The organism is Cyanobacterium sp. IPPAS B-1200, from assembly GCF_001747005.2.
GTDB lineage: Bacteria > Cyanobacteriota > Cyanobacteriia > Cyanobacteriales > Cyanobacteriaceae > Cyanobacterium.
In genome coordinates this window covers 2,284,787-2,307,261 of sequence record NZ_CP182899.1, presented here as the reverse complement: position 1 = coordinate 2,307,261, position 22,475 = coordinate 2,284,787, and the positions used below count along the sequence as shown (strand labels likewise).

Genomic DNA, 22,475 nt, shown 5'->3' with positions numbered 1-22,475 from the left:
AATATTTAATACTAGCAAATAATTTTCTTTATTTTAAATTCGAGGTAATCTATGTTTAAAACCACATAATATTTCCCATGAAATTGTTCCAAGTATGTTCGCCCAATCATCTGCATTTATTGCTAAATTTCTATCTTCACCAATTAAAGTAACTATATTTCCTACTTTAAAGTCAGGAAAATCAGTAATATCTAATATAATTTGATCCATGGTAATATTGCCGATTTGTTGTACATATTGACCATTAATTATTACTTTTATTTTGTTAGATAAAAGTCTGGGAACTCCATCAGCGTAACCAATACCAATGACGGCAATGGTGGAAGGGCGATCGCACTTAAAACTATGACCATAACTAACCCCTGTACCTTTGGCAACTTGTTTAATGTGGGTAATACGGGTTTTTACCTCCATCACGGGCTTGAGAGAAACTTTATCTCGAAGATGGGGTGCAGGATATAACCCATACAACGCCAAACCAACCCTAACCATATCATAGTGCAACTCTTTACCCACCATTGTTCCCGCCGAATTAGCTAAATGAACCATGGGAATTTTAATCTCATGGGCTTTTAGGGCTTTAATAGCTTCTTTGAAGCGCTCATGTTGCAAATTCATCACCGTAGAATCCACATCATCCGCCGTGGCAAGGTGAGAATAAAGGCTTTTGATTTCTAAATGGGCAGATTTTTTAATTTCCTTGACAAAAGTAACAGTTTCGTGCCATAGTGTCCCTAATCTGGACATCCCCGTGTCAATTTTTAGATGGACAGATAGATTTTTGCCCAAATCAGAAAGCGCCTGAGCAAAAATAGCCCCCTGCTCAAGGTTACAAATGGTAGGCTCTAAGTGCCATTGAATAATATCTTTAATCTCATCAAGCGTGTTAATTGCACCTAAAATCATGATGGGTGCATTAATTCCTGCTTTTCTAAGTTCTATGCCCTCGGATAAAGTTGCGATCGCCAAGTAGTCTGCCCCAGACTCCAAAACTGTTTTAGCCACAGTAATCGCTCCATGACCATAGGCATCAGCTTTAATGACAGTCATTAACTTAGTTTCAGGGGCAAGGATACCTTTAAGGGTGCGTACGTTATGAGCTAGGGCTTGATGGTCAATTTTTACCCAAGCTCTTCGGGTTTGAGGGTTAAAATCTTGGTTACTCACTATTTAGATGGACGATAAAACAATAATGAATTTTGAACAATTACAATGTAAGGAATTAATCTCTGATCATCAATGATGGAAAACTATTTTTAGCCGTCTTCTTAGTTTTCTTCGATACCTTAAAACTGGCAATGGATTCTACGATGCCAAAGGCGAGAAAGTTGGTAAGTAAAGACGAGCGCCCATAGCTAAGAAAGGGTAGAGGAATCCCCGTAATGGGGGCAAGTCCCACCGTCATGGCAATGTTGATAATAGCCTGAAAAGCAATCATCGCTAAAACCCCAATGGCAATTAAAGAGCCAAAATTATCTTTTGCTCTGGTGGCAATGTACACCAAACGCCAACATACCAGCCAGATTAACACTAATACTACCGCAGAACCGACAAAACCGAACTGATCGGCGATCGCACTGAAAATGAAATCCGTATGTTGTTCGGGAACAAAATCAAGTTGAGTTTGACTGCCATTCATAAAACCATTGCCCCATAGGCCCCCAGAACCTATGGCAATGCGGGATTGAATCAGATGGTATCCCCCCCCTAAAGGGTCTTGTTCGGGGTCAAGAAAGAGCGTAATTCGGGCTTTCTGATAATCTTTGAGCAGATTCCACAAAAAACCGCCCAATTTTCCAGCACTGTAGTTAATAAATAATACTAAAATACTCCATAAGGCGCGATCAGGTAAAGTAAACCAAGCAATTAAAACCATTAGAGCCGTAAAAATTACCCAACCAGGCAAAAACAAGTTAAACAAAAAAGCAGAAAATAAAGGTGAAATCATCAAAAGAATCCAACCAAAATTGGCATTAGCCCAATAAAGCATCGCCAGAGTTACCACCCCAAAAACTAAGGATGTACCTAAATCTGGTTGAATAAAAATTAATGCCCAAGGCACTATTACCACTGCCAATGCCTTAAAAATACTAGATAACTTCGAGGCATCTTGATGATGGAGGATAGCGGCAAGGGTGATAATAAGACCTAATTTAGCAAATTCGGAAGGTTGCACATTAAAACCAGCAATGTTAATCCAACGAGGGGCACCATTGACGGTTATCCCCGCAAAAATAACCACTAGCAATGATATATTGGTCAATCCGTATAGTAGCCAGTGAAATTTCAAGAGGGAGTCATATCGCCACCGACTTAAACCAATGAGACAGCCTAAGCCAATGATGCCCATGATTAACTGTTGTTGCCAGTTATCCCCTTGTTCATAAACTTGAGTGGTGTAGATAGTGACACAGCTAATGGCGGTTAAAATTACTGTCAGGATGATTAAAAACCAATCTTTTGATCTTTGAGAAGTTATCATTTTATCTTTGGGGAATGGGAATGAATAGTTTTCCCTTACAACTGAATATTTTACAGTTAAAAATTAATAGATAAATAGTAACGAATAATTAGAGTTATTGTGGGTTTTTTACTCATTGTCATGATATTCATTGGAAAGCAAGGGTTATTCATTGGAAGACAAGGGTTATTCATTGGAAGGCAAGGGGTTTAAACCCCTTGTTAGGGTTTACCTTAGTGCCATCATGGATACTTTGGCGGCTATTTGTTGAGAAATTTTGACGAGGGCTTTGGCGGATTCCGAGTTAGGATGGGCAACGGTGATGGGAATGCCATTGTCTCCTCCTTCCCTGACGGACATTTCGATGGGAATACAACCAAGTAAAGGTACTTGTAATTCTTTTGATGCTTTTTCTCCTCCCCCAGAGCCAAAAATGTCGTAAGTGCGATCGCTCATATCGGGTGGTATAAAATAACTCATATTCTCAACGATACCCAGAATATTAGTGCCTAACTGCTCAAACATTTTTAAACCACGACGGGCATCTTGAAGAGATACGGTTTGAGGGGTGGTAACAATGACAGCCCCTGCAAGGGGTACAGCTTGGGCGAGGGTTAGTTGGGCATCTCCTGTGCCGGGGGGCATATCCACAATTAAATAATCCAATTCACCCCAGTTGACTTGATAAAGAAATTGACGAATAATGCCGTTTAACATAGGGCCACGCCACATCACAGGCTGATCAGGATCGATTAAAAAGCCCATGGATACCATTTTAATGCCATGGTTAAAGAGGGGTTCTAAAATGTCTCCTGCGGGGGATTTGGTGACGTTGATGGGGGCATTGACTAACCCTAACATGGTGGGGGCGTTGGGCCCATATATATCAGCATCTAGGAGTCCTACTTTTGATCCTGCTTGGGCAAGGGCGATCGCCACGTTGACTGCCACAGTACTTTTTCCTACTCCTCCTTTACCGCTGGAAATAGCAATAATATTTTTTACTTTATCCACTGAAGTGCGATCGGGTAAAGGCTTTTGGGCAGGGGTTTCGGCGGTTACTTCTACGGAGACTTTTTCCACCCCTGACAAGGTTTTAACGGCTTTCTCACAATCTTCTACAATAAACTCTCTTAGAGGGCAAGAAGGGGTAGTTAATACGAGGGTGAAACTTACTTCTCCCCCCTCTACTTTTACGTTACGAATCATGTTCAAGTCCACTAAACTCTTTTGTAGTTCAGGATCTTGAACTGGTTTTAAAACTTCTAAAACAGATTGGGTATCAACCATGGTTCAATAAATATTTTCTTATAGTTTTGAAATGTTAAATCATTCCCCTATAAGTAAATATACCATTCTTGGGAATGGGCAATGGGCAATGGGCAAAAGGCAATGGGCAATGGATTGTTACTCATTAGCTTTGAGTTATAACAGGGTTGAAGGTTGTTCAACCCCTACAGGTTAATTAGCGTTCAAAGTTGCTGATAATGGCATCGGCAAATTCAGAACATTTTAAAGGAGGTTCGACGGGGGGAGTCATCATCCTGGCTAAATCATAGGTTACTTGCCTGGAGGCGATCGCACGGCTAATGCCATCACGAATCAAATCAGCAGCTTCTTGCCACCCCATAAACTCCAGCATCATCACCCCAGAAAGAATTACCGAACCAGGGTTAATTCTATCCAATCCAGCGTGTTTGGGAGCAGTACCATGGGTAGCTTCAAAGATAGCACAATTATCCCCAATATTAGCACCAGGCCCCATACCTAAACCACCCACAATGGCGGCTGCCGCATCAGAAAGATAGTCCCCATTAAGGTTCATAGTAGCTAAGATAGAATATTCGTCAGGGCGAGTTTGAATTTGTTGAAAAATACTGTCCGCAATGCGATCGTTTACCATTACCTTATCCTGCCATTTTCCATCACCATGGCTATCCCAAATAGAAGCCAAAACTTCCTCAACCTCAGCACAAACAGCTTCCTTTTTCTCAGGGGTTAAACCATCATAACCTGGGTCAATTTTACGGGCATTATCTTCAGTGGAAATATCAGGATTAGCCTCCTTATTACCCAAAATCCAAGACTCTCTCTCCGTTACACACACATCACGAAATTCCGTCATCGCAAGTTCATAACCCCAATCACGGAAAGCCCCTTCAGTGTATTTCATAATATTACCCTTATGCACCAAAGTAACCATTTGTTTCTCCTTGGGTAAACGGAGCGCATTTTCCATGGCACGACGTACCAAACGCTGAGAGCCAGTTTTACTAATGGGTTTAATCCCAATCCCTGCATCGAGGGGAATTTTTTTATTTTTATGCTCAGGAGTCGCAGGAATCAAGTCATCATTGAGTATGCCAATCAACTTTAGACCAATTTCCGAACCTTCTTTCCATTCAATCCCTAAATAAATATCCTCAGTGTTTTCCCGATATACAATTACATCTAATTTTTCAGGGCTTTTGTGAGGGGAAGGAGTACCTTGATAATAACGACAGGGGCGTACACAGGCGTATAAATCAAAAATTTGTCGTAGAGCAACGTTTAAAGAGCGAATACCACCTCCTACGGGGGTTGTAAGGGGTCCTTTGATGGCGATACCATACTCCCGAATAGCCGTTAAAGTGTCCTCTGGTAAATATTGAAAAGTACCGTACTTTTCACAGGCTTCATCCCCTGCATAGATTTTAAACCAGTTGATTTTACGTTTACCGCCGTAAGCCTTAGCCACCGCCGCATCAATAACTTTCTCTGAGGCAGGCCAAATATCTACCCCTGTACCATCTCCACGGATAAAGGGAATAATGGGATCATCAGGAACAATGGGTTTACCATTCTCAAACTTAATTTTAGTACCTTCTTGAGGGGGGGTCAATTTTTCAAACATATTCGGTTGCCTTATCAAAAGTTATAAATTGCGTGATTACAAGATCATAATATATCAGCAGGACTGATTCATTCTCAAATTTTCCAGTTACGATGATGAATAATTGACAATGGACAATAGACAATGGACAATGGACAATTAATTTCTAATGCATATTGTTTGCTTGTTTTTTGTATCGGTAGCAATTATTGATTATTTTTTTATATTATTCTTTGTGTTATGTCCATTAAAAATGTCGGTTTAATTATTGAAATTCCTTTGGCTATTTCTTCTTTTATTTTTGCTAAGGTTAATAAATTTTTAATCGGCAATCTTTACACTATTTATTTAAAGGTTAATCAAAAAAAAGCTAATCAATGGCGGGTAATTGATAATCAGTTAGTGTCTTCTCCTATTAATATGGGAGTGTTAATGACTAAGGCTCCCCGTTGGAATACCCACGCTATTATCGGAACTTTAGGCCCTTTTTTTGTGGAAGATGAGCTAAGTTTGGAGGTGGCTTCGGCTAATGCTTCGGCTAAGTCTTGGTTTGCGATTTTTTATGATTTTCCAAATTATAATACCATCGATACCATTGCCTCAAAGGTTGATAATCAAGGAAAAAAATGGCAATCAATTAAACTAAAAAAGGGAAAATATACCATTGGTTTAAGATATTATAATTATGGTGATAAATTAACTTTACCTGCGGTAAAAATAGATAGGAAAGAGTTTACTTCTAGCAAGGAAATTCCCAATGATAGCAATGAATTTTACCATAGTATAATTAGCAAAAAAAACTGGTATTTTTTAGCGATACATTATTATATCTACACGGTTTTAAGTTTAAGAAAATATTTGCCTGAATCTTTTGTTAAGTATGAATTTTTACCCGTAGGGGCGATCGATACCAAATTTTATTATGATGCTTTAGATAAAGGGGAAATTCTTACCATTGAGGTTAATCAAAATACCCTTAATAAATATGGTATTTATATTACCATCTACGATCGCACTAGCCTTCCCATACAATGGTTTCAATTAAAAGATTTGACAGAAAAAACCAAACCAGTAACAAACAAAGGCTACTATTTAATTAGGGTGAGAAATCAAGGAAAACCACCCGAAACATTTACTGATTTAGAAATCAATCTGCGTAAATCTTCCAACCATTAACTCTATGCAAACATTAACTCAAAATAACTTCCCCAACATTGCCTTTATTGCCGATAATGCTTCAGTAATGGGAGATGTAACCCTAGCAGAAGGAGTAAGCATTTGGTATTCTGCCGTAGTTAGGGCAGATGTAGAAAAAATTATCATAGGGGCTTATTCCAACATTCAAGATGGGGCAGTATTGCATGGAGATCCTGGCAAAGTTACTATCTTAGAAGAATATGTCACCGTGGGACATCGTGCAGTTATCCATTCCGCCCACATTGGTAAAGGGTGTCTAATCGGTATTGGGGCAGTGGTTTTAGACGGTGTCACCGTGGGAGAAGGTAGCATCATCGGTGCTGGTTGTATTGTCACCAAAGACGTGCCGCCCCATTCATTGATGGTGGGTATTCCTGCCAAAAAAGCGAAAGATGTCACCCCCACTCAGCAAAAAGAATTAATCGAACACGCCATGAAGTATTATCAGTTAGGGTTGTATCATCGGGGCAGAAGTAGCCATAAAGGTTTTGAGTAACTCTTTCCCTTCATAACGGGGGTGTTATAGTCAAATTGACAGTGTGGAAGAATTTTTGGGAGTAATTCAGAAATTAAAGAGAGTTGGTTGAAAAAGATAAGGTAAAATCATTTATCGGTTTTCACAGGGATGATTTTTGAGCTTTATCTAACGATTCACTAAATAATAAATACTAATATAAATAGCTGAAACCATTAATTGAGCCATGGTAATGGGTAAACCATAACGGAGGAAAGTACCATAGGAAATAGTTTTGCCGTGCAACTCGGCAACCCCTGCCCCTACAATATTAGCGGAAGCCCCTACCAGAGTCGCATTTCCCCCCAAAGTAGCCCCAAGCATCATGGCAAAAAATAAAGGCAATACCACAGCAGGATAATTACCGCTAAAGTTTGTTTGTAAAACCTCCGCCCCTATTAATCCCGTGTTAAATAAGTATTCTTTCAATAGGGGAATCATTGCCACCACCAAGGGAATATTAGGTATTACCGCTGATAAAGCACCTACCACAAAAATTAAAACAATAGAAGCCACAAAAATATTTTGACCTAATAAAAAAGCAAAAACTAGGGAAATCTGACTAATAATACCCGTTTTTTCTAGTCCACCAATCAAGACAAAGACGGACATAAAAAAGATTAAAGTACTCCAATCCACATCCTTTAAAATATTTTGTACCGTGTCGATTTTACTTTCATGGGCCAGTAGTAAAGCAAGGGCAGCCCCCATCAAGGCAACGGCAGCAGGAGAAAGAGGAATGGGTAATAAATCACCAAAAACAAAGAATAGCAGAACAAAAACCATGATAAAGGCACCTGCTAGTAAAACACGGGGATGATTAATTTTTGGGATAGGTAATTGTTCAAAGTTAGTAAATTTACTATGCCATATGTCTTTAAACAAAAAAGGAGTCATGATAACCACTGTCAGCACCGCTAAAACCCCGGCAAAACTCATGGAGGTGAGATATTCAAAAAAACTCATATTGATAGAATCTCCGACAATAAAAGTAGCAGGATCTCCTACTATGGTTAATAGTCCCGCACTGTTAGAAACAATAACCATTAAAATAATTAAGGGGACAAAGTTAATGCCGATTTCCTCTGCCAAGGGAGGAATTAAAGGGGCAAGGAGAGTTACTGTGGTGGCGTTGGGCAGTATGGCACAAATGGGTGCTGTAATAGCAATGATACCCAAAAGTAAATAGTTACCCCTACCTTTTGACCATAAAACGATTTTTGTGGCAATGTATTGAAAAATATTAGTAGGCTCGAAAGCTCTTACTAATACCATTACACCAAAAAATAAACCCAATGTGACATGACTTTCACCGATGTATCCTACTGCTTCTCCTAATGTCATAATATGAGCAAATACAAGAACTAGAGAACCTAATAAGGCAGCTACAGTTAAATGTACTTTTTCGGACATAATAAGGGCAATAACGGCGACAAAAACGCCTCCTGCCACCAAACTAGACAAGTTGGGCATTATTTTATTTACTTTTAGATTGAATAAGGATAGTTTAATGAAGAGATACGTCTTATTCGGATACCTAAATTAATTTTAGTTTTTTGTCTAAAAACTACTTTTTTGGTCTCCTCCCAATGCCTACGAGGTTAGCTGACGGGCTAGGACTGAGAGATGTCCTTCCTTAAGTTATCCTTAAAAATAAGCCCCAAAATTGGTTCCCCCGCTCCTCTTGATTTGAGAAAATTAATAATTACTTTATCTAAGGACTAGGCTGACTTTCTCTACAAGAAATATTAACAGATTCAATTTTATTTTGTGGTGTTTTGCGTAACAAAAATTATTCAATTTTTTAGTTGTCCATTTGCCTTAATGCTCTAGTTTCGTCAAGGAGAGCTTCAATTTCTTCGTCGGAGGGTTGTCTGACGTAGTTAATTTTTATTTCTTCGAGTAGATCGTATAATAGAGATTCTACAACTTCAAGGTTATGTTTTGCACCTACGGAAAGGGTTAGAGTTGAGCCTGATTTTGTAATAATTTTTTCCACATGGTCATCAAATACGGGATCTTCTTTTAACATTTGTTGAATAGTTTTTAATAGTATTGAATATACTTGGGTAGATGTTCTTTGACTAATATTTTGAGGAAATTTTGCTAAACCAGGAAGATGGGCAACACTTTGATAAGCGGGAGATTCGGTAATACTTTTTTCGATAAGGTAGTTTAGTAAGTCTTCTACTTCGGGGCGGATTTCTGGTAATACTTGATTGGCTACTAATTCAATAACTAATTTGAAAATTTCTCCAATTTCGTTAGTATCGTTTATGTCGATATATTCTTTTTGGGTATTTTCAGGAGATAAAGAGTTTTCTATGTAACCATCTTTGATAACGTTTTGTAATTGATTGAGAATTCTTAAAATAATTACTTCGGTAATATCCCCTGCAATACTGGCAACAAATCCTTGACTGGCTTGTCTTTTAATAGATTTTAAGGAAATTAATTTACTTTCATCAAGTCTGACTGCTACGGGGATTATTCTTAACCATCGTAGGGTTGGTAAAAAGAATATTAGGTCATACCAACGCCAAAAAATTGCGTCTTGGATTTTGATTCCGTGATAGCGTAGGCTAATGACAAATGACCTTAGCAAGAAGTCAGCAAATATTATGACAATAAAGGGAAAATCTATTAAGCCGAAATAATCTACAAATTGACCATTTTCACCAATGGGACGATAATAATTAGTGTTAATTAAGGGGGCAATTTCTCTTTCAAAAAAGGTTAATTCTTCGTCTATTTGTCCTTCTAGGTGATCCAAGTTCCAAAAGTTTTCAAAGGCTACGGTGGCAGAGTCACGAGGATTTAAAATGGGATCTGCCATGCGATCGCGCATTATATTTTTAATCTTTTCTAAGTTACCACTTTTATTGGCTAACTGAAAAGGGTCTTGAGAAATCATTTCGGCACTCATTTCCCGTAACATTGCCAATACTTCCCTTGTTTGAGGAGAATCTAAACCAGAGGCATCAATGGTATTTTGCAATTCAACAACGGTATCTAAATATTGTTGGGTATCTCGATAAGGCTCAATTCCTTTGACAGCATCATACTCAATTACCGTTTCTCGCACTGATTTTGGCACAATGGTAAGTCTGTAACCGTCGTACTCGTAGGGGCCAACTTTGAAATTGCCTACCGTAATCACTCCATTTAGCCATATATCACGGAAGGGAATGTAGGTTAAATCAAAGGCAACTACTCCCAAGTTAGCAAGGGAAACGAGCGCCATTAGTTTAGCCACATAGATATTATCAAACCAGAAATTATAAATCCAAGATACTGGTTTGGTGGTTTTTTTGATATTTTTAACAATGGGACTTTTCATTGGTTTTGATAATTGTTGTTGATAAATAATAATTTATTCAAAATAAATATTATCCTATAACCCTTAATAAACAAGTATTTCAACCTAATACCTGCACGGATTTAGCATTCTGGCTCATCCACCACTTGCCCCATTAAAGCACTTTTTCACCAAATCCCATTTGATACCTTTAAAGATTTCACTACTGACATAGCAATGTTTTATTACACTTTATAAAGTTTTTAAAGAAAATACTCTATAGTAGATAATAAAATAATATGCTTTAATCAATAGTTGTCTCCTGTTAGGGCTGAGAAATAACAATCTAAATACTAGCCATAGCAAGGAATAAAGAAAAAAAATTGAGCAATATACTTATGACATCAGATTTATTGATTAGACAAGCTGAAATATTTTTACCTGATGGGGATATTTTACTAGGAGACGTACGGGTAAAACAAGGTAAAATTGCAGAAATTGGCACAAATTTAGAGGTGGGAGACGAGAGAATAATCGATGCTCAGGGGTTAACTCTTTTACCTGGAGTAATTGATCCTCAAGTACATTTCAGAGAGCCTGGTTTGGAGTATAAGGAGGATTTATTTACGGCTTCTTGTGCCTGTGTGATGGGGGGAGTTACCTCTTTTCTGGAAATGCCCAATACTCGCCCCCTAACCACTACCCAAGAGGCTTTGGATGATAAGTTATACAGGGCTTCTCAAAAGTCTTTGGTGAATTACGGCTTTTTTATGGGCGCCACGGCGGATAATTTGGATGATTTACGGGATGCTAACCCCAGTTGTGGTATTAAAATCTTTATGGGTTCATCCCATGGGGCTTTGTTGGTGAGTACGGAAGAACAAATTGAGCCGATTTTTGCCAAAGGAAGCCGTTTAATTGCGGTTCATGCGGAGGATCAGGGTAGAATTGTAGAAAGAAAAAAAGAGTTTCATGGTATTACTAATCCTGCTATCCATTCCACCATTCAGGATGAGACGGCGGCGTTAAATGCCACTAAGTTGGCTTTGAAGTTGTCCAAGAAGTATCAGCGTCGGTTACATATTCTCCATTTGAGTACGGGCATTGAGGCCGAATATTTACGGGAACATAAACCCAGTTGGGTTTCTACGGAAGTAACCCCCCAACATTTATTGTTAAATACCGATGCCTATGAAACCATTGGCACTTTTGCCCAGATGAATCCCCCATTGCGATCGCCCGAAAACAATGATATATTATGGAAGGCCTTGATGGATGGGGTAATCGATTGCATTGCCACGGATCATGCACCCCACACTTTAGAGGAAAAAGCGAAGGAATATCCCAACAGCCCTTCAGGAATGCCGGGGGTAGAAACTTCTTTGCCTTTGATGTTGACGGAGCATAAAAAAGGACGGTGTACCCTTGCCCATGTGGTGAAATGGATGTGTAGTGCCCCTGCTAAATTATATAATATCCCCAATAAAGGTGCGATCGCCCTTGATTATGATGCCGATATAATCTTGGTAGATTTAAAAAATCATCGTCCTGTGTTACGAGAAAATCTCCAAACTAAATGCGGTTGGAGTCCTTTTGAAGGTTGGAGTTTAACAGGCTTCCCAGTTTATACCATCGTTGGCGGTCAAGTCGCCATGGAAAAAGGTATTATTAATACTGAGGTAAGAGGTAAAGCCCTTTCTTTTGATGCTTAGGTATTAGAAATTAGGTGTTAGGTTTTGGGAAAATGCAAGAATGAAAGTAAAATTTAATTATCCATTCTTAATTATCCATTATTCATTAGTATTATGATTTCTGTAAAAGTTCCCTCCATTGCCTGTGAAGTATGTGCCGAAACCATCACCAAGGCGATTCTCCATAGTGAACCAAAAGCTCAAGTTACGGTGGATGTACCTAATAAAATAGTTAATGTGGAAACCCAAGCTAGTGTGGATGTTATTAAAGGTGCGATCGCTCAAGCTGGTCATGAGTGCGCTGATTAGGCAAGTCTTTTACCCCTCTACTTCACTGGAGGGGATTTTTTGTGTATCGATTTGTAACAAAGTTATCTTTCCTTCTTGCTTTGGGGCTTTTTTTGAGTTACTATAGAAGTATGTTTTATATAATGGAAGTCTTTGCGTTTATACTTAAAAAAGTATAGACTCCCATTATCTTACAGCATAACATAAAAGCGCCCCTAAATAATAAATAATCAATTTTTCCTGAAAAATTTAATAATTCGATACACAAAAAAACAGAAAAAAGGGGACGAACATTTTAGGATAAAATCAAATTCGGGCAAAACTAGATAATTGCCTAAATCATTTGATTAATTTCCCCGAAACAAAATAGAATGAAGCAGTTTTTAGAATCAGAGGTTATATCTAATTACCAAGAATCAGAAGTAGTTATTTTACCGATTCCCTATGAAGTAACTACCACCTATCGTAAAGGTTGTGAATATGGTCCAGATGCGGTGTTAGATGCCTCTGATCAATTGGAATGCTACGATGAGGAGTTAGGTATTGAAACTTGTTTTTGTACTAAAATTTTTACGGGCGATCGCATTGCGGACACCAGAAAAAATCCTGAACTAACCGCAGAGCAAATGTTAGAAGCCACCAAAGAAGCGGTAAAAAAAATGGTGGCAGACGGTAAATTTATTATTGGTATTGGGGGAGAACACGCCATTACCACAGGATTAGTACAAGGTTATTTAGAAAGTATTAATGAACCTTTTACAGTAGTACAAATAGATGCCCATGGAGATATGCGCCATGAATTTGAAGGCTCTATTCACAATCACGCCTGTGTGATGAGGAGAGTATTAGAACTAGGTTTACCTACTTTACCTGTGGGCATTCGGGCTATTTGTCAAGAAGAAGCAGATTTAATTAAAGAGAAAAATGTTCCTGTGATGTGGGCAAGGGATATTTATTACAACCCCCACTGGATTAACCAAGCCTTAGAAAAAATCACCACCAAAAAAGTATTTATAACCATTGACTTGGATGGTTTAGATCCTAATTTTATGCCTGGAGTTGGTACCCCTGAACCAGGGGGGCTTGATTGGTATCAAATTTTGGCATTTATGAAGGCGATTTTTAATGGTTTTGAGGTAATTGGTTGCGATGTGATGGAATTAGCCCCTACTAAAGATTCAGTGGTATCAGAATTTACCGCGGCTAAGTTGATTTATAAGTTAATTGGTTATTGGTATGTTAGTAAGTGAGGAAATAGGGCATAAGGAATGCTCCGGTAATCAGGAGTTGTTAACAAAAGATCAAGTAATAGGTAGACACAATATAAATAACAAAGAAAAAGCCCCTCGCCTGTGGGGGAGGGGTTAGGTGGAAAATAAAATAAATTAGATTTAACGGCCAGGTAAAGTGTATTTAAAATCGGTGTTGCCTGTGTATCCCGTTAACTGGGCTAAACGCTCAAGGGTTTGAGTACCCTCATAAACTTCCCCATCAATTAACCAAGTAGGAAATGCTCTCACAACTCCTTCGCATTTTTGAGGTTCACCATTTAAACCATCGGGGGTACATTCCACGTGGGGTACGATATTATAGGCTTCTTCCCCAAAAAGTTGTTTTTGGTCATAACAGTGAGGACACCAGTAGGCAGTATATTTAGTAGCGCCTACGGAGGCCAAATGTTCGGCCAGTTCAATTTCCGCTGGTCCTGAAGTGGTGGTAATATCCCATCCTGTGGGGGGTTGAGGGGCGCTGTTGGGTCGAGAAATGGGAATTTTTTCTCCTGGGGCAACAGGGGTTTCTTGATTGGCAATGGGGGCATTAACGTTGGAATATACTCCGATCGCCCCTACAATGGTTACAAGAACGACAATAGCACCGACAAATAAAATTTGCCCTAAATCATCCCAATCATGTCCCACAAAAGTCATGACAAGGAAACTGAGGGAGAATATTGCCGAGCCAATACAATAATAACAAGCAGTTTGTAACTCAAAGGCGAGAACATACATTAAATAACCGCTAAAGGTAGCCATGGCGAAACTTAGGGCAAGAATTAGTAACCAGCTATTGGCTTCTAGCTTTTGTCTTAATTTTTTCTGATTTTCTGAAGAAATACCGAGGGGAGCAAGGGATAAAATACTCATGGTAAGATACCCTAGCATACCAAATACACTGAGGGGAGGTCCTGTTTTCCCCGCAGGATCGAGGGGATAAGCATAGGCACTGTCTAGGACGCTACCACAAGCCCCAGCTTCTTCTCCTGTGCAAACCACTTCACCGCCACCAAGGGAGGTGATGGTTAAGTATGAAGTTAATATAAGACCTACAAGGGCGATCGCACCTATAATTAAACGTGAATTTTTTTGTATCCACGGTACATTGCGACGACGACGAATCATAATATTTTCTCTATATTTATTTAGATCTGAATTTTAGCAATTATTTTTAATTTGAGGTGTCAAGGGGCAAAAGACAATAAAGCCATTGTCCATTATTAACTCCTCATCTCCTTAACTTTTTCGGGCTTTTTTTCTACAACTTCCCCGGCCGCTTCCACAAATTGAGATACCCTCGTAGGGTCAATGGTTTCATTTATATCACCTTTTCTTTTGATTGAACTTGCCACAATCACTCCATCGGCACACCCCATCAATTCACTAATATTATCTATGTCTGCACCACTACCTATTAATACAGGAGTACCATTAGCCGCCTGTTGTGCTAGTTCCAAATCTTCGAGATTAGGGGGTAAACCCGTAGCCCAACCTGAAAGAATTACCGCATCAGCAAGACCTCTTTCAATGGTATCCTTAACAGCGTTGGTTAAATTAGGACTACCCAAAGGACGGGCGTGTTTTACCAACACATCAGCAAAAATGGCTATATCCTGCCCCAATTCTCGGCGGTAGCGTTGGATGTCGTGGGCTTTACCCTCTATCAAACCTTGGTCTGTGGCCATTACTCCTGTATAGACATTGACTCGGATAAACTTTGCTCCCACACAAGAGGCGATCGCCAATGCGGTCATAGCATCATTACGCAAAACATTCAACCCGATGGGCAACATAACCAAATTCATAATGCGGTCAACTATAAGCGTCATGGCACTTACCACCGCAGGATCTACTTTATCTTTAGTAAAAGGAGCATCAAAAAAATTTTCAATAATAATACCATCAACACCCCCAGCAGCCAACGCCGTCGCCTCTTGCTCTGCCCTTTCCATGACGGCTTCTAAGTCTCCCCCCCATCGGGCAGAAGTAGGCAAAGGTAATAGATGTACTACTCCGATGATGGGATTTTTTTTGCCAAATATTTGTTCAGTTATCATAAAAATTTAATATATAGTCTGTCCTTCTGAGCCGAAGTAGAGTCAGATTAATTTATATTCTTAGCAAGTTCTTATTTTAATGGTGCGTGGTAACTTAGCCAAATATTTCTCTCTCTGGTGCCATACAAATCACAACCATCCTGATAGAATAAAGCAAATTATATTTACATGATCTATAGCCAATAATCTATCAATGAATCAAGTTTTTTTTACCCATAAATGGTTCTCTTTTCGTCCATTAAAACTATTATCTTTGTTTTTTGCCTCTTATTTCACAATTCTTATGATCGGTGGTTGGAGTATTCCTGTGTTTTCTCAAAATACATCGGAAATTAGGGCGGTATGGTTAACCACGAGCGATACGGATACAATATTTGATCGTCCAAAAATGAAAGAGGCGATCGCCAATTTAGCCTCCATGAATTTTAATACTATTTATCCTGTGGTGTGGAATTCAGGCTACGCCCTCTATCCTAGCCCCGTGGCACAAAGAGCAGGAATACAGCCTTTTGTCCATAGGGGATTTCAAGGACAAGAGCCTTTAGCAGAATTGGTACAAGAAGCCCATCGTCATCGATTACTGGTGTTACCATGGTTTGAGTTTGGTTTTATGGCGCCTCCTACCTCGGAATTAGCCCTAAATCACCCCCATTGGCTAACTCAAGCCCAAGATGGTAGTCAAACCACTTCTAGTGCTGCGGGGGAGGTTGTGTGGCTCAATCCATTCCATCCAGAAGTACAAAAATTGATCACTGATTTGGTGATGGAGGTAGTCAATCGTTATGATATTGATGGCATTCAATTTGATGACCATTTAGCTTTACCTGTTGCTTTGGGTTATGACGCTTATACTCGTAATCTTTATCGCCAAGAAACCAACGAAAATCCCCCTACTAATTTTCGGGATGCGGCCTGGGTGCGCTGGCGGGCGGATAAAATAACCAATTTTGTAGAACAACTGAATCGGCAAATTAAGGCACGAAAACCCAATGCCATTTTTTCTGTGTCTCCCAATCCTTACACTACGGCGTACAATTCGTTTTTGCAAGATTGGTTAGACTGGGTAAGAAAAGACTTAATCAATGAGTTGGTGGTGCAAGTCTATCGGGCAGATTCTTCCGCTTTTCTTCGAGAAATTACCACCCCCGAAATTCGTGAAGCAAGACAAAAAATTCCTGTGGGAATTGGTATTTTAACGGGGTTAGGCAATCGTATTAAACCCATTGAATTTATCAGAGAAAAAGCCTTGGCAGCTAGACGGGAAAGGTTAGGAATTGCTTTCTTTTTCTACGGTAGTATGTGGAATAGAACTCCTGAACTAAAAGCCGAGAGAAAATCCCATTTCCGTGCGCTATTTCCCCGTCAATCCCATCGCACTGCTACTAATATAAATCCTTTGCCCCGTAACGGGATTTAATTGTTTTCTTGGCTAATGGCTTGGATAACGGTGTCATGGATTTCTCCATTGGTTACTACAACCCCACGGTTATCATTCATTTTGGAGGCGGTGGCAAAGTCTAGGGGTTCACCATACATATCGGTTACTTTGCCCCCTGCTTCTTCCACCACGATCGCCCCGGCGGCATGATCCCAAATATTTTCTCTATAATTAGGATATTTTGGAGAAGGTAGGCGTAAATAAAGGGCAGCTTCCCCAGAGGAGACGATGCCATATTTGGCTTGGGAGTCCACCCGCACTGATTCGGTGGTAATGCCTACGGATTTGGCGATGGTATTTTGCCGGGATTGGTTTCCATGACTGGCTTCGACACTTTCAACGAAACGAAAACGACTAACGTCTTCTTTGGTGACTACCTGTTGTTTGGTCATTTCACCCCCTGCTATGGGCATTCTATAAGCCCCTTTGCCTCTCTGGGCGATAAATAACCATCCCATATCCCCTTGGCTTAATTGAAGGGCAGGGCAACCCAAGAAGCCTAATTTCACCTCTCCTTCCACAATGAGGGCAAGGGCGATCGCATATTGATCTTGACGTAAAAACCCTTTTGTGCCATCAATGGGATCTAGTGTCCAGAAACAATCTCCTACAGTACCATTACCATAGTCTATCCAGTTCAAAACTTCCTCGGTGGTACCAGAGGGAATAATATTTTTTACATATCCTGTAATTTTGTTAATGGTATCTTTGGATTCGGATTTTCGTAATTCCGTGGCATCTTCTTCGCCGACGATGGGAATATCGGGAAAAGCCTCTTTCAATGCTTTACAAATTAGAGCTTGAGAGCCAAAATCAGCAACGGTTACGGGGCTTTTATCTTCCTTTTCTATGGCTTTGGGAATATTTTTTCTGACTTCCTCGCATAATGTCGCTGATTGTTGGATAGATGCGATCGCAACTTCTGTAAGTCGATTATAGTTCATTGAATGTAGTAAATTATTAATATGTGCCTAATAATTATTAACTATAATTGTTCAATATAGTAGTCTTAAATCATTTATGACAAAATAAAACCCCTAACTATTCGCAGACAAGCAGTTTAATCCCCTTGCTCAATAATATATTAATGATAAATTATGTATCAATAAATTACCATCAATAGTTTTAGGATAAGAGATTTCAATATTCTGTTAGATATTATTATTGAATTTATTTAGTATTTTATAACCCTGTATAAATAAATAATTTATTACTTATTTTGAGTATTCTTTTTACAAGAAATACTTATAATTTATTTACCCACAAAAAAGGTATAGTTTTTACTGGTAAAGGGTTCTAAAATTATCATCTATATCGACTTCATTCTTGAACAATAAAACTGGGTAATTAGATTGGCGAAATTAATCATAGCTCTTATTTTATTAAGACTCTTATGAACAAGGGGTTTAAACCCTTGCCTAAATCGATTTAATTATGCCTACTTACTTAATATCTGTACTTTAGACTAATTTGAACTGTAAGAAGCTATGATCCTTATACAGCAAAAATTTTGACTATTGTTATCCGTTTAATGTAAAAAATATAAAACATAGGTCATATAAGGGTTTCAGCGTTTAAAATTAGATTTAGTCTAAACTCAAGTAATATAGTTCTAAAAATCTAAAATTAATGAAAAATATACCTTATCCGATAGATTATTATTTTATTCCTTTAGCTATCAAAATCTTTTTTTAGTTTTATGTATTTCTTTTGGTCATTAATTTTATCGTTAGTTGTTATTAATTTATTTTTAACTTACTTTTTAGTAAAACAAAAAAGAGAAGGTACAACCCTAAAACATAAACTAGATTTAAAATCCTATGAAGTTTTATCTTTTCAGGAGAAAAATGATTTACTAGGTAAAAAATATCAATATCAACAAATAGTTGTCAAAGAGTCAAAAAATCTTGCCCTCATCAAAAGTCCTTATTATTATGGTCATCTCATCAAAGTTATTAATGATGTCCTGAATATTTCCCATAGTTATTATTTCAAATATAATCCGAAAGATAATGTATTCAAATTAAAGCATCTCACGGGTTGGAGTCAAAAAAAATATAAAAATTTGACGGTAAATAATAATGATAATGAGTTGGCTTATCTATGGCAATCTGATTGTAATTATTTGTTTATTGATAATCTAAAAAAAGACAATAAATTTAAATTAAGTTTCCCTTTAGAACAAGATCATTTAGTATCGGGAATTATCTTTTCTGTAGCTCATCCCGATAACCAAGAAAGAATTGGTATATTAGGATTTTATAGTCCAAGACAAGATACGTTTAATGAAGATGAAATAGATTTAATTCAAAATTTAATCATTCTTCTACAGCTAAATATTAGCTTTCTTAGTGAAAATAAAACTTTATATTTATTAGAGCAAGGAATTAATTTTAATTCCCATGGTATCGTTATTATGGATGCTCAAAAAATAGATTATCCTATTGTTTATGTTAATGATTATTTTTTGGAGTTAACGGGCTATAGTCACAATGCTATTTTAGGTAAAAATTATCTTTCTTTTTTTAATCAAAAATTTCAACAATACGGTTTACAAAATTTACAAAATGCGATCGCCCTTGGACAAAAAACAAGAATTATTGTTGAAAAAAACCGTAAAAATGACGGAAATTATTGGGGTGAAATTAATTTACATCCTATTTATAATCAAGGAATTTTAACTAATTTTATTATCATTGAAAAAGATGTTACTGACCAATATCATGATCAAATATCTTTTAACATTGAAACAGGACAGTCTAATTTATTTGAAGAAAAACTACAAAAAATTAATACTATTAGTTATGATTTAAACCAAGATCTTAGTTACAATTTAAGGGAATGTTTAATCAATGCTTGTGATATATTGGGAATGCAAATAGGCGTAGTAATGGAAGTATCAGAATATAGATCTTTTATTGCTAGTCAATATTTTTCTTTTTCAGATACTTTATTTTTTGACCAAGATAATTCCTTGATTAATATTCTTTCCCAAGAAATATGTTATGCCAAAGATACTATTTATAATGGTTTATCAATTCATTTTAATTCCCTTACAGAAAATAATTTTATTAACAATTTTACCGTTACTAATTATTTAGCTACTCCTATCTGGATTAATGGTGCAATATATGGCACTATTCATCTTTTTGATACAGAAAATAATATACATTATTTGAGAGAACAAAAGTATCTATTAGAGGCGATCGCGCATAACCTTGGAAAAGTAATTATTGCCGAAGAAAAAGAGCTAGAAAAAGAACACATTAGAATAGCCCTAGAAGAAAGTCAAGAAAGATTAAAAGGAGTTTTATTTTCCCTAGAAGACGTAATTTGGTCTATACATCCTAAGACATTACAGCTAATTTATATTAACACCGCCGCCACTATTTTATATGAGTGTGAATTGTCATTATTTTTTCAAAAAAGATGTTTTTGGTTAGACTTAGTACACCCCGAAGATAAAGAAAGAGTCAAGGATTATTATAGTAAAATTTTGAATATTGCCATCCTAGATAATGATGCTAATAGCCATGACATAGAATATCGCATTATTTCTTATAATGGAGAAGAAAAATATGTAAGAGATAGAGCCTATTTAGTTTTTGATAATCAAAATAATCTTATTAGAATTGACGGCATAATAACTGATATAACCAAAAAATATTTAACTCAAAAAGCCCTCAAAAAAAGTCAGCAAGAATTACAACTAATCTTTGAATTGGCTCCCATTGGTATGATGATTACCAATAAAAAAGGTATCATTCAAAAAACTAATAATTCTCTATGTAAACTACTGAATTATTCCGCCTTAGAATTAATTGATAAAGACGAAAAAATCCTTCATCATCCCGATGACGTTTCTACAAATTATTTTTTTCTACAAAATATTCTCAAAAATAATCAAAAACAATACACCCAAGAAAGAAGATATATCAGTAAAAACGGTACTGTAATTCATAGTATTGTTGACACTACTATTTTACGCAACAGTCATGGAGAGATTTTACAATTAATTCAACAAATTGTTGATATTTCCGAAATTAAAAATATGCAGGAACAAATCTTGCATAATAGTATGTATGATGACCTAACAGGATTGGCAAATCGTTTTCTATTGATGGATAGATTAGCTCAAACTCTCAAAAGGTGCCATCGTAATCCGAGCGAATTATGTGCCATACTATTGGTGGATATTGATAATTTTAAAAAAGTAAATGATACCATAGGACATCATATTGGGGATCAACTTTTAGCAACTATCGGCAGTAAAATCGCATCCTCCGTCACCGAAAAAGATACCGTTGCCCGAATTAGTGGTGATGAGTTTGCCATTCTTTTAGAAGACTTAGACTCACCTAATCAAGCACAGAAAATAGCAGAAAATATCATCAATATTTGTAATACCAATTATCATTTAGAAAATAACTACATAGCTTCATCTGTAAGTATAGGTATTACCCTAAGTTCTATTGGTTATAAACACGCCGAAGAAATGATAAGGGATGCTGATTTAACCATGCACGAAGCCAAAACCATGGGCAAAAATTGCTATCAATTATTTAAGCCTATTATGCACACAGAATTGGTGCAAAAATTAAAGTTAGAATCCTATCTTAGACAGGCATTAGAAAATGATGAATTAGAATTATTTTATCAACCAATTATTGACTTAAAAACAGATAAGATAGCTGGTTTTGAGGCCTTAATTCGTTGGTTTAATCCCGAATTAGGATTTATTTCTCCCGTCACATTTATTCCTATCGCCGAAGAAAATGGTTTGATTGTATCCCTTGGGGATTGGATATTTTGTACCGCTGCTCGTCAGGCAAAAGTGTGGCAAGATAAGTATCCTAATCTTAATCTATCCATTGCTATTAATGTTTCTAGTAAGCAGTTATTAGAGTCTGATTTTCTTGCTAAAATAGACCGTTTTTTGACGGAGATAGAAGTAAATCCAAATAGGCTTAAGTTAGAAATTACAGAAAGTGTTTTAATGGATAATTTCCACACTGCTAAATATATTCTTGATAATATTCAAGCACGAAATCTTAAAATTTCTTTGGATGATTTTGGCACGGGTTATTCTTCTTTAAGTTATTTACATACTCTGCCTTTTAATACTCTCAAAATTGATCGAGCATTTATTGAGCCAATAAACGGTAAAAAACCCAAAAACGCCATTGTAGAAGCCATCGTATCTCTTGCTCATAATCTTTCCCTTGATGTGGTTGCTGAGGGTATTGAGTTACCTATTCAAGAAGAAATTTTGAAGGAAATTGGTTGTGATTATGGTCAAGGATACTATTATTCTAAGCCAATGGGAGCTTCTCTGGCGGATACTTTTATTGAAAAATGGAATCAATAAACTAGAGTGTGATGAAA

16 protein-coding genes and 1 riboswitch are annotated in these 22,475 nt (G+C 37.4%); of the genes, 7 read left to right on the top strand and 9 right to left on the bottom strand.

Annotated features, from left to right (window positions below):
• Window positions 1–33: 33 nt before the first annotated feature.
• From alr to A5482_RS10655, 4 genes are all read right to left on the bottom strand, one after another.
• Window positions 34–1,167, bottom strand: a complete 1,134-nt coding sequence (gene alr / locus A5482_RS10670; protein WP_242411886.1) for an alanine racemase — start codon at window positions 1,165–1,167, stop codon at window positions 34–36.
• Between the two features lie 55 nt (window positions 1,168–1,222).
• Window positions 1,223–2,482 (bottom strand): rod shape-determining protein RodA, encoded by a 1,260-nt coding sequence (rodA, locus tag A5482_RS10665; RefSeq protein WP_069789680.1) that lies wholly within the window; start codon window positions 2,480–2,482, stop codon window positions 1,223–1,225.
• A gap of 207 nt (window positions 2,483–2,689) precedes the next feature.
• Window positions 2,690–3,751 (bottom strand): Mrp/NBP35 family ATP-binding protein, encoded by a 1,062-nt coding sequence (locus tag A5482_RS10660; protein ID WP_069789681.1) that lies wholly within the window; start codon window positions 3,749–3,751, stop codon window positions 2,690–2,692.
• A 175-nt stretch (window positions 3,752–3,926) separates the two neighbouring features.
• Window positions 3,927–5,354, bottom strand: coding sequence for an NADP-dependent isocitrate dehydrogenase (locus A5482_RS10655; RefSeq protein WP_446684760.1), 1,428 nt, complete (start codon window positions 5,352–5,354; stop codon window positions 3,927–3,929).
• 219 nt (window positions 5,355–5,573) lie between these two features.
• On the opposite strand from A5482_RS10655, the gene A5482_RS10650 reads away from it, so the two are divergent.
• Complete coding sequence (locus A5482_RS10650; protein WP_069789683.1) at window positions 5,574–6,509, top strand: DUF6208 family protein; 936 nt, start codon at window positions 5,574–5,576, stop codon at window positions 6,507–6,509.
• Between the two features lie 4 nt (window positions 6,510–6,513).
• Window positions 6,514–7,026, top strand: coding sequence for a gamma carbonic anhydrase family protein (locus tag A5482_RS10645; RefSeq protein ID WP_069789684.1), 513 nt, complete (start codon window positions 6,514–6,516; stop codon window positions 7,024–7,026).
• 147 nt (window positions 7,027–7,173) lie between these two features.
• Here A5482_RS10645 and A5482_RS10640 read toward each other — a convergent pair whose 3' ends face one another.
• Window positions 7,174–8,517, bottom strand: a complete 1,344-nt coding sequence (locus tag A5482_RS10640; RefSeq protein ID WP_069789685.1) for an SLC13 family permease — start codon at window positions 8,515–8,517, stop codon at window positions 7,174–7,176.
• A 102-nt stretch (window positions 8,518–8,619) separates the two neighbouring features.
• Window positions 8,620–8,750: riboswitch (cyclic di-AMP (ydaO/yuaA leader) on the bottom strand.
• 98 nt (window positions 8,751–8,848) lie between these two features.
• Window positions 8,849–10,384 carry a hypothetical protein gene (locus A5482_RS10635; protein WP_069789686.1) on the bottom strand — a complete coding sequence of 512 codons (1,536 nt, stop codon included), beginning with the start codon at window positions 10,382–10,384 and terminating at the stop codon, window positions 8,849–8,851.
• 356 nt (window positions 10,385–10,740) lie between these two features.
• Between A5482_RS10635 and A5482_RS10630 the strand changes: the two genes are divergently transcribed.
• The 3 genes from A5482_RS10630 (at window position 10,741) to speB (ending at window position 13,571) form a co-directional block, all read left to right on the top strand.
• Window positions 10,741–12,054 (top strand): dihydroorotase, encoded by a 1,314-nt coding sequence (locus tag A5482_RS10630; RefSeq protein ID WP_069789687.1) that lies wholly within the window; start codon window positions 10,741–10,743, stop codon window positions 12,052–12,054.
• A gap of 93 nt (window positions 12,055–12,147) precedes the next feature.
• Window positions 12,148–12,342, top strand: coding sequence for a heavy-metal-associated domain-containing protein (locus A5482_RS10625; protein WP_141712644.1), 195 nt, complete (start codon window positions 12,148–12,150; stop codon window positions 12,340–12,342).
• Window positions 12,343–12,692: 350 nt separating this feature from the next.
• Complete coding sequence (gene speB / locus A5482_RS10620; RefSeq protein ID WP_069789689.1) at window positions 12,693–13,571, top strand: agmatinase; 879 nt, start codon at window positions 12,693–12,695, stop codon at window positions 13,569–13,571.
• Between the two features lie 141 nt (window positions 13,572–13,712).
• Here speB and A5482_RS10615 read toward each other — a convergent pair whose 3' ends face one another.
• Entirely contained in the window at window positions 13,713–14,720 is a 1,008-nt protein-coding gene (locus A5482_RS10615) for a vitamin K epoxide reductase family protein (protein ID WP_083260368.1), read from the bottom strand.
• Window positions 14,721–14,815: 95 nt separating this feature from the next.
• Window positions 14,816–15,652, bottom strand: a complete 837-nt coding sequence (gene btpA / locus A5482_RS10610; RefSeq protein ID WP_069789690.1) for a photosystem I biogenesis protein BtpA — start codon at window positions 15,650–15,652, stop codon at window positions 14,816–14,818.
• Between the two features lie 193 nt (window positions 15,653–15,845).
• On the opposite strand from btpA, the gene A5482_RS10605 reads away from it, so the two are divergent.
• Window positions 15,846–17,069, top strand: a complete 1,224-nt coding sequence (locus tag A5482_RS10605; RefSeq protein ID WP_069789691.1) for a family 10 glycosylhydrolase — start codon at window positions 15,846–15,848, stop codon at window positions 17,067–17,069.
• On the opposite strand, the gene A5482_RS10600 is transcribed toward A5482_RS10605, so the two are convergent.
• Entirely contained in the window at window positions 17,066–18,034 is a 969-nt protein-coding gene (locus A5482_RS10600) for a 3'(2'),5'-bisphosphate nucleotidase (protein ID WP_069789692.1), read from the bottom strand. The genes A5482_RS10605 and A5482_RS10600 overlap by 4 nt on opposite strands.
• A 755-nt stretch (window positions 18,035–18,789) precedes the next feature.
• On the opposite strand from A5482_RS10600, the gene A5482_RS10595 reads away from it, so the two are divergent.
• Window positions 18,790–22,458 carry a bifunctional diguanylate cyclase/phosphodiesterase gene (locus A5482_RS10595; protein WP_069789693.1) on the top strand — a complete coding sequence of 1,223 codons (3,669 nt, stop codon included), beginning with the start codon at window positions 18,790–18,792 and terminating at the stop codon, window positions 22,456–22,458.
• Window positions 22,459–22,475: the final 17 nt, after the last annotated feature.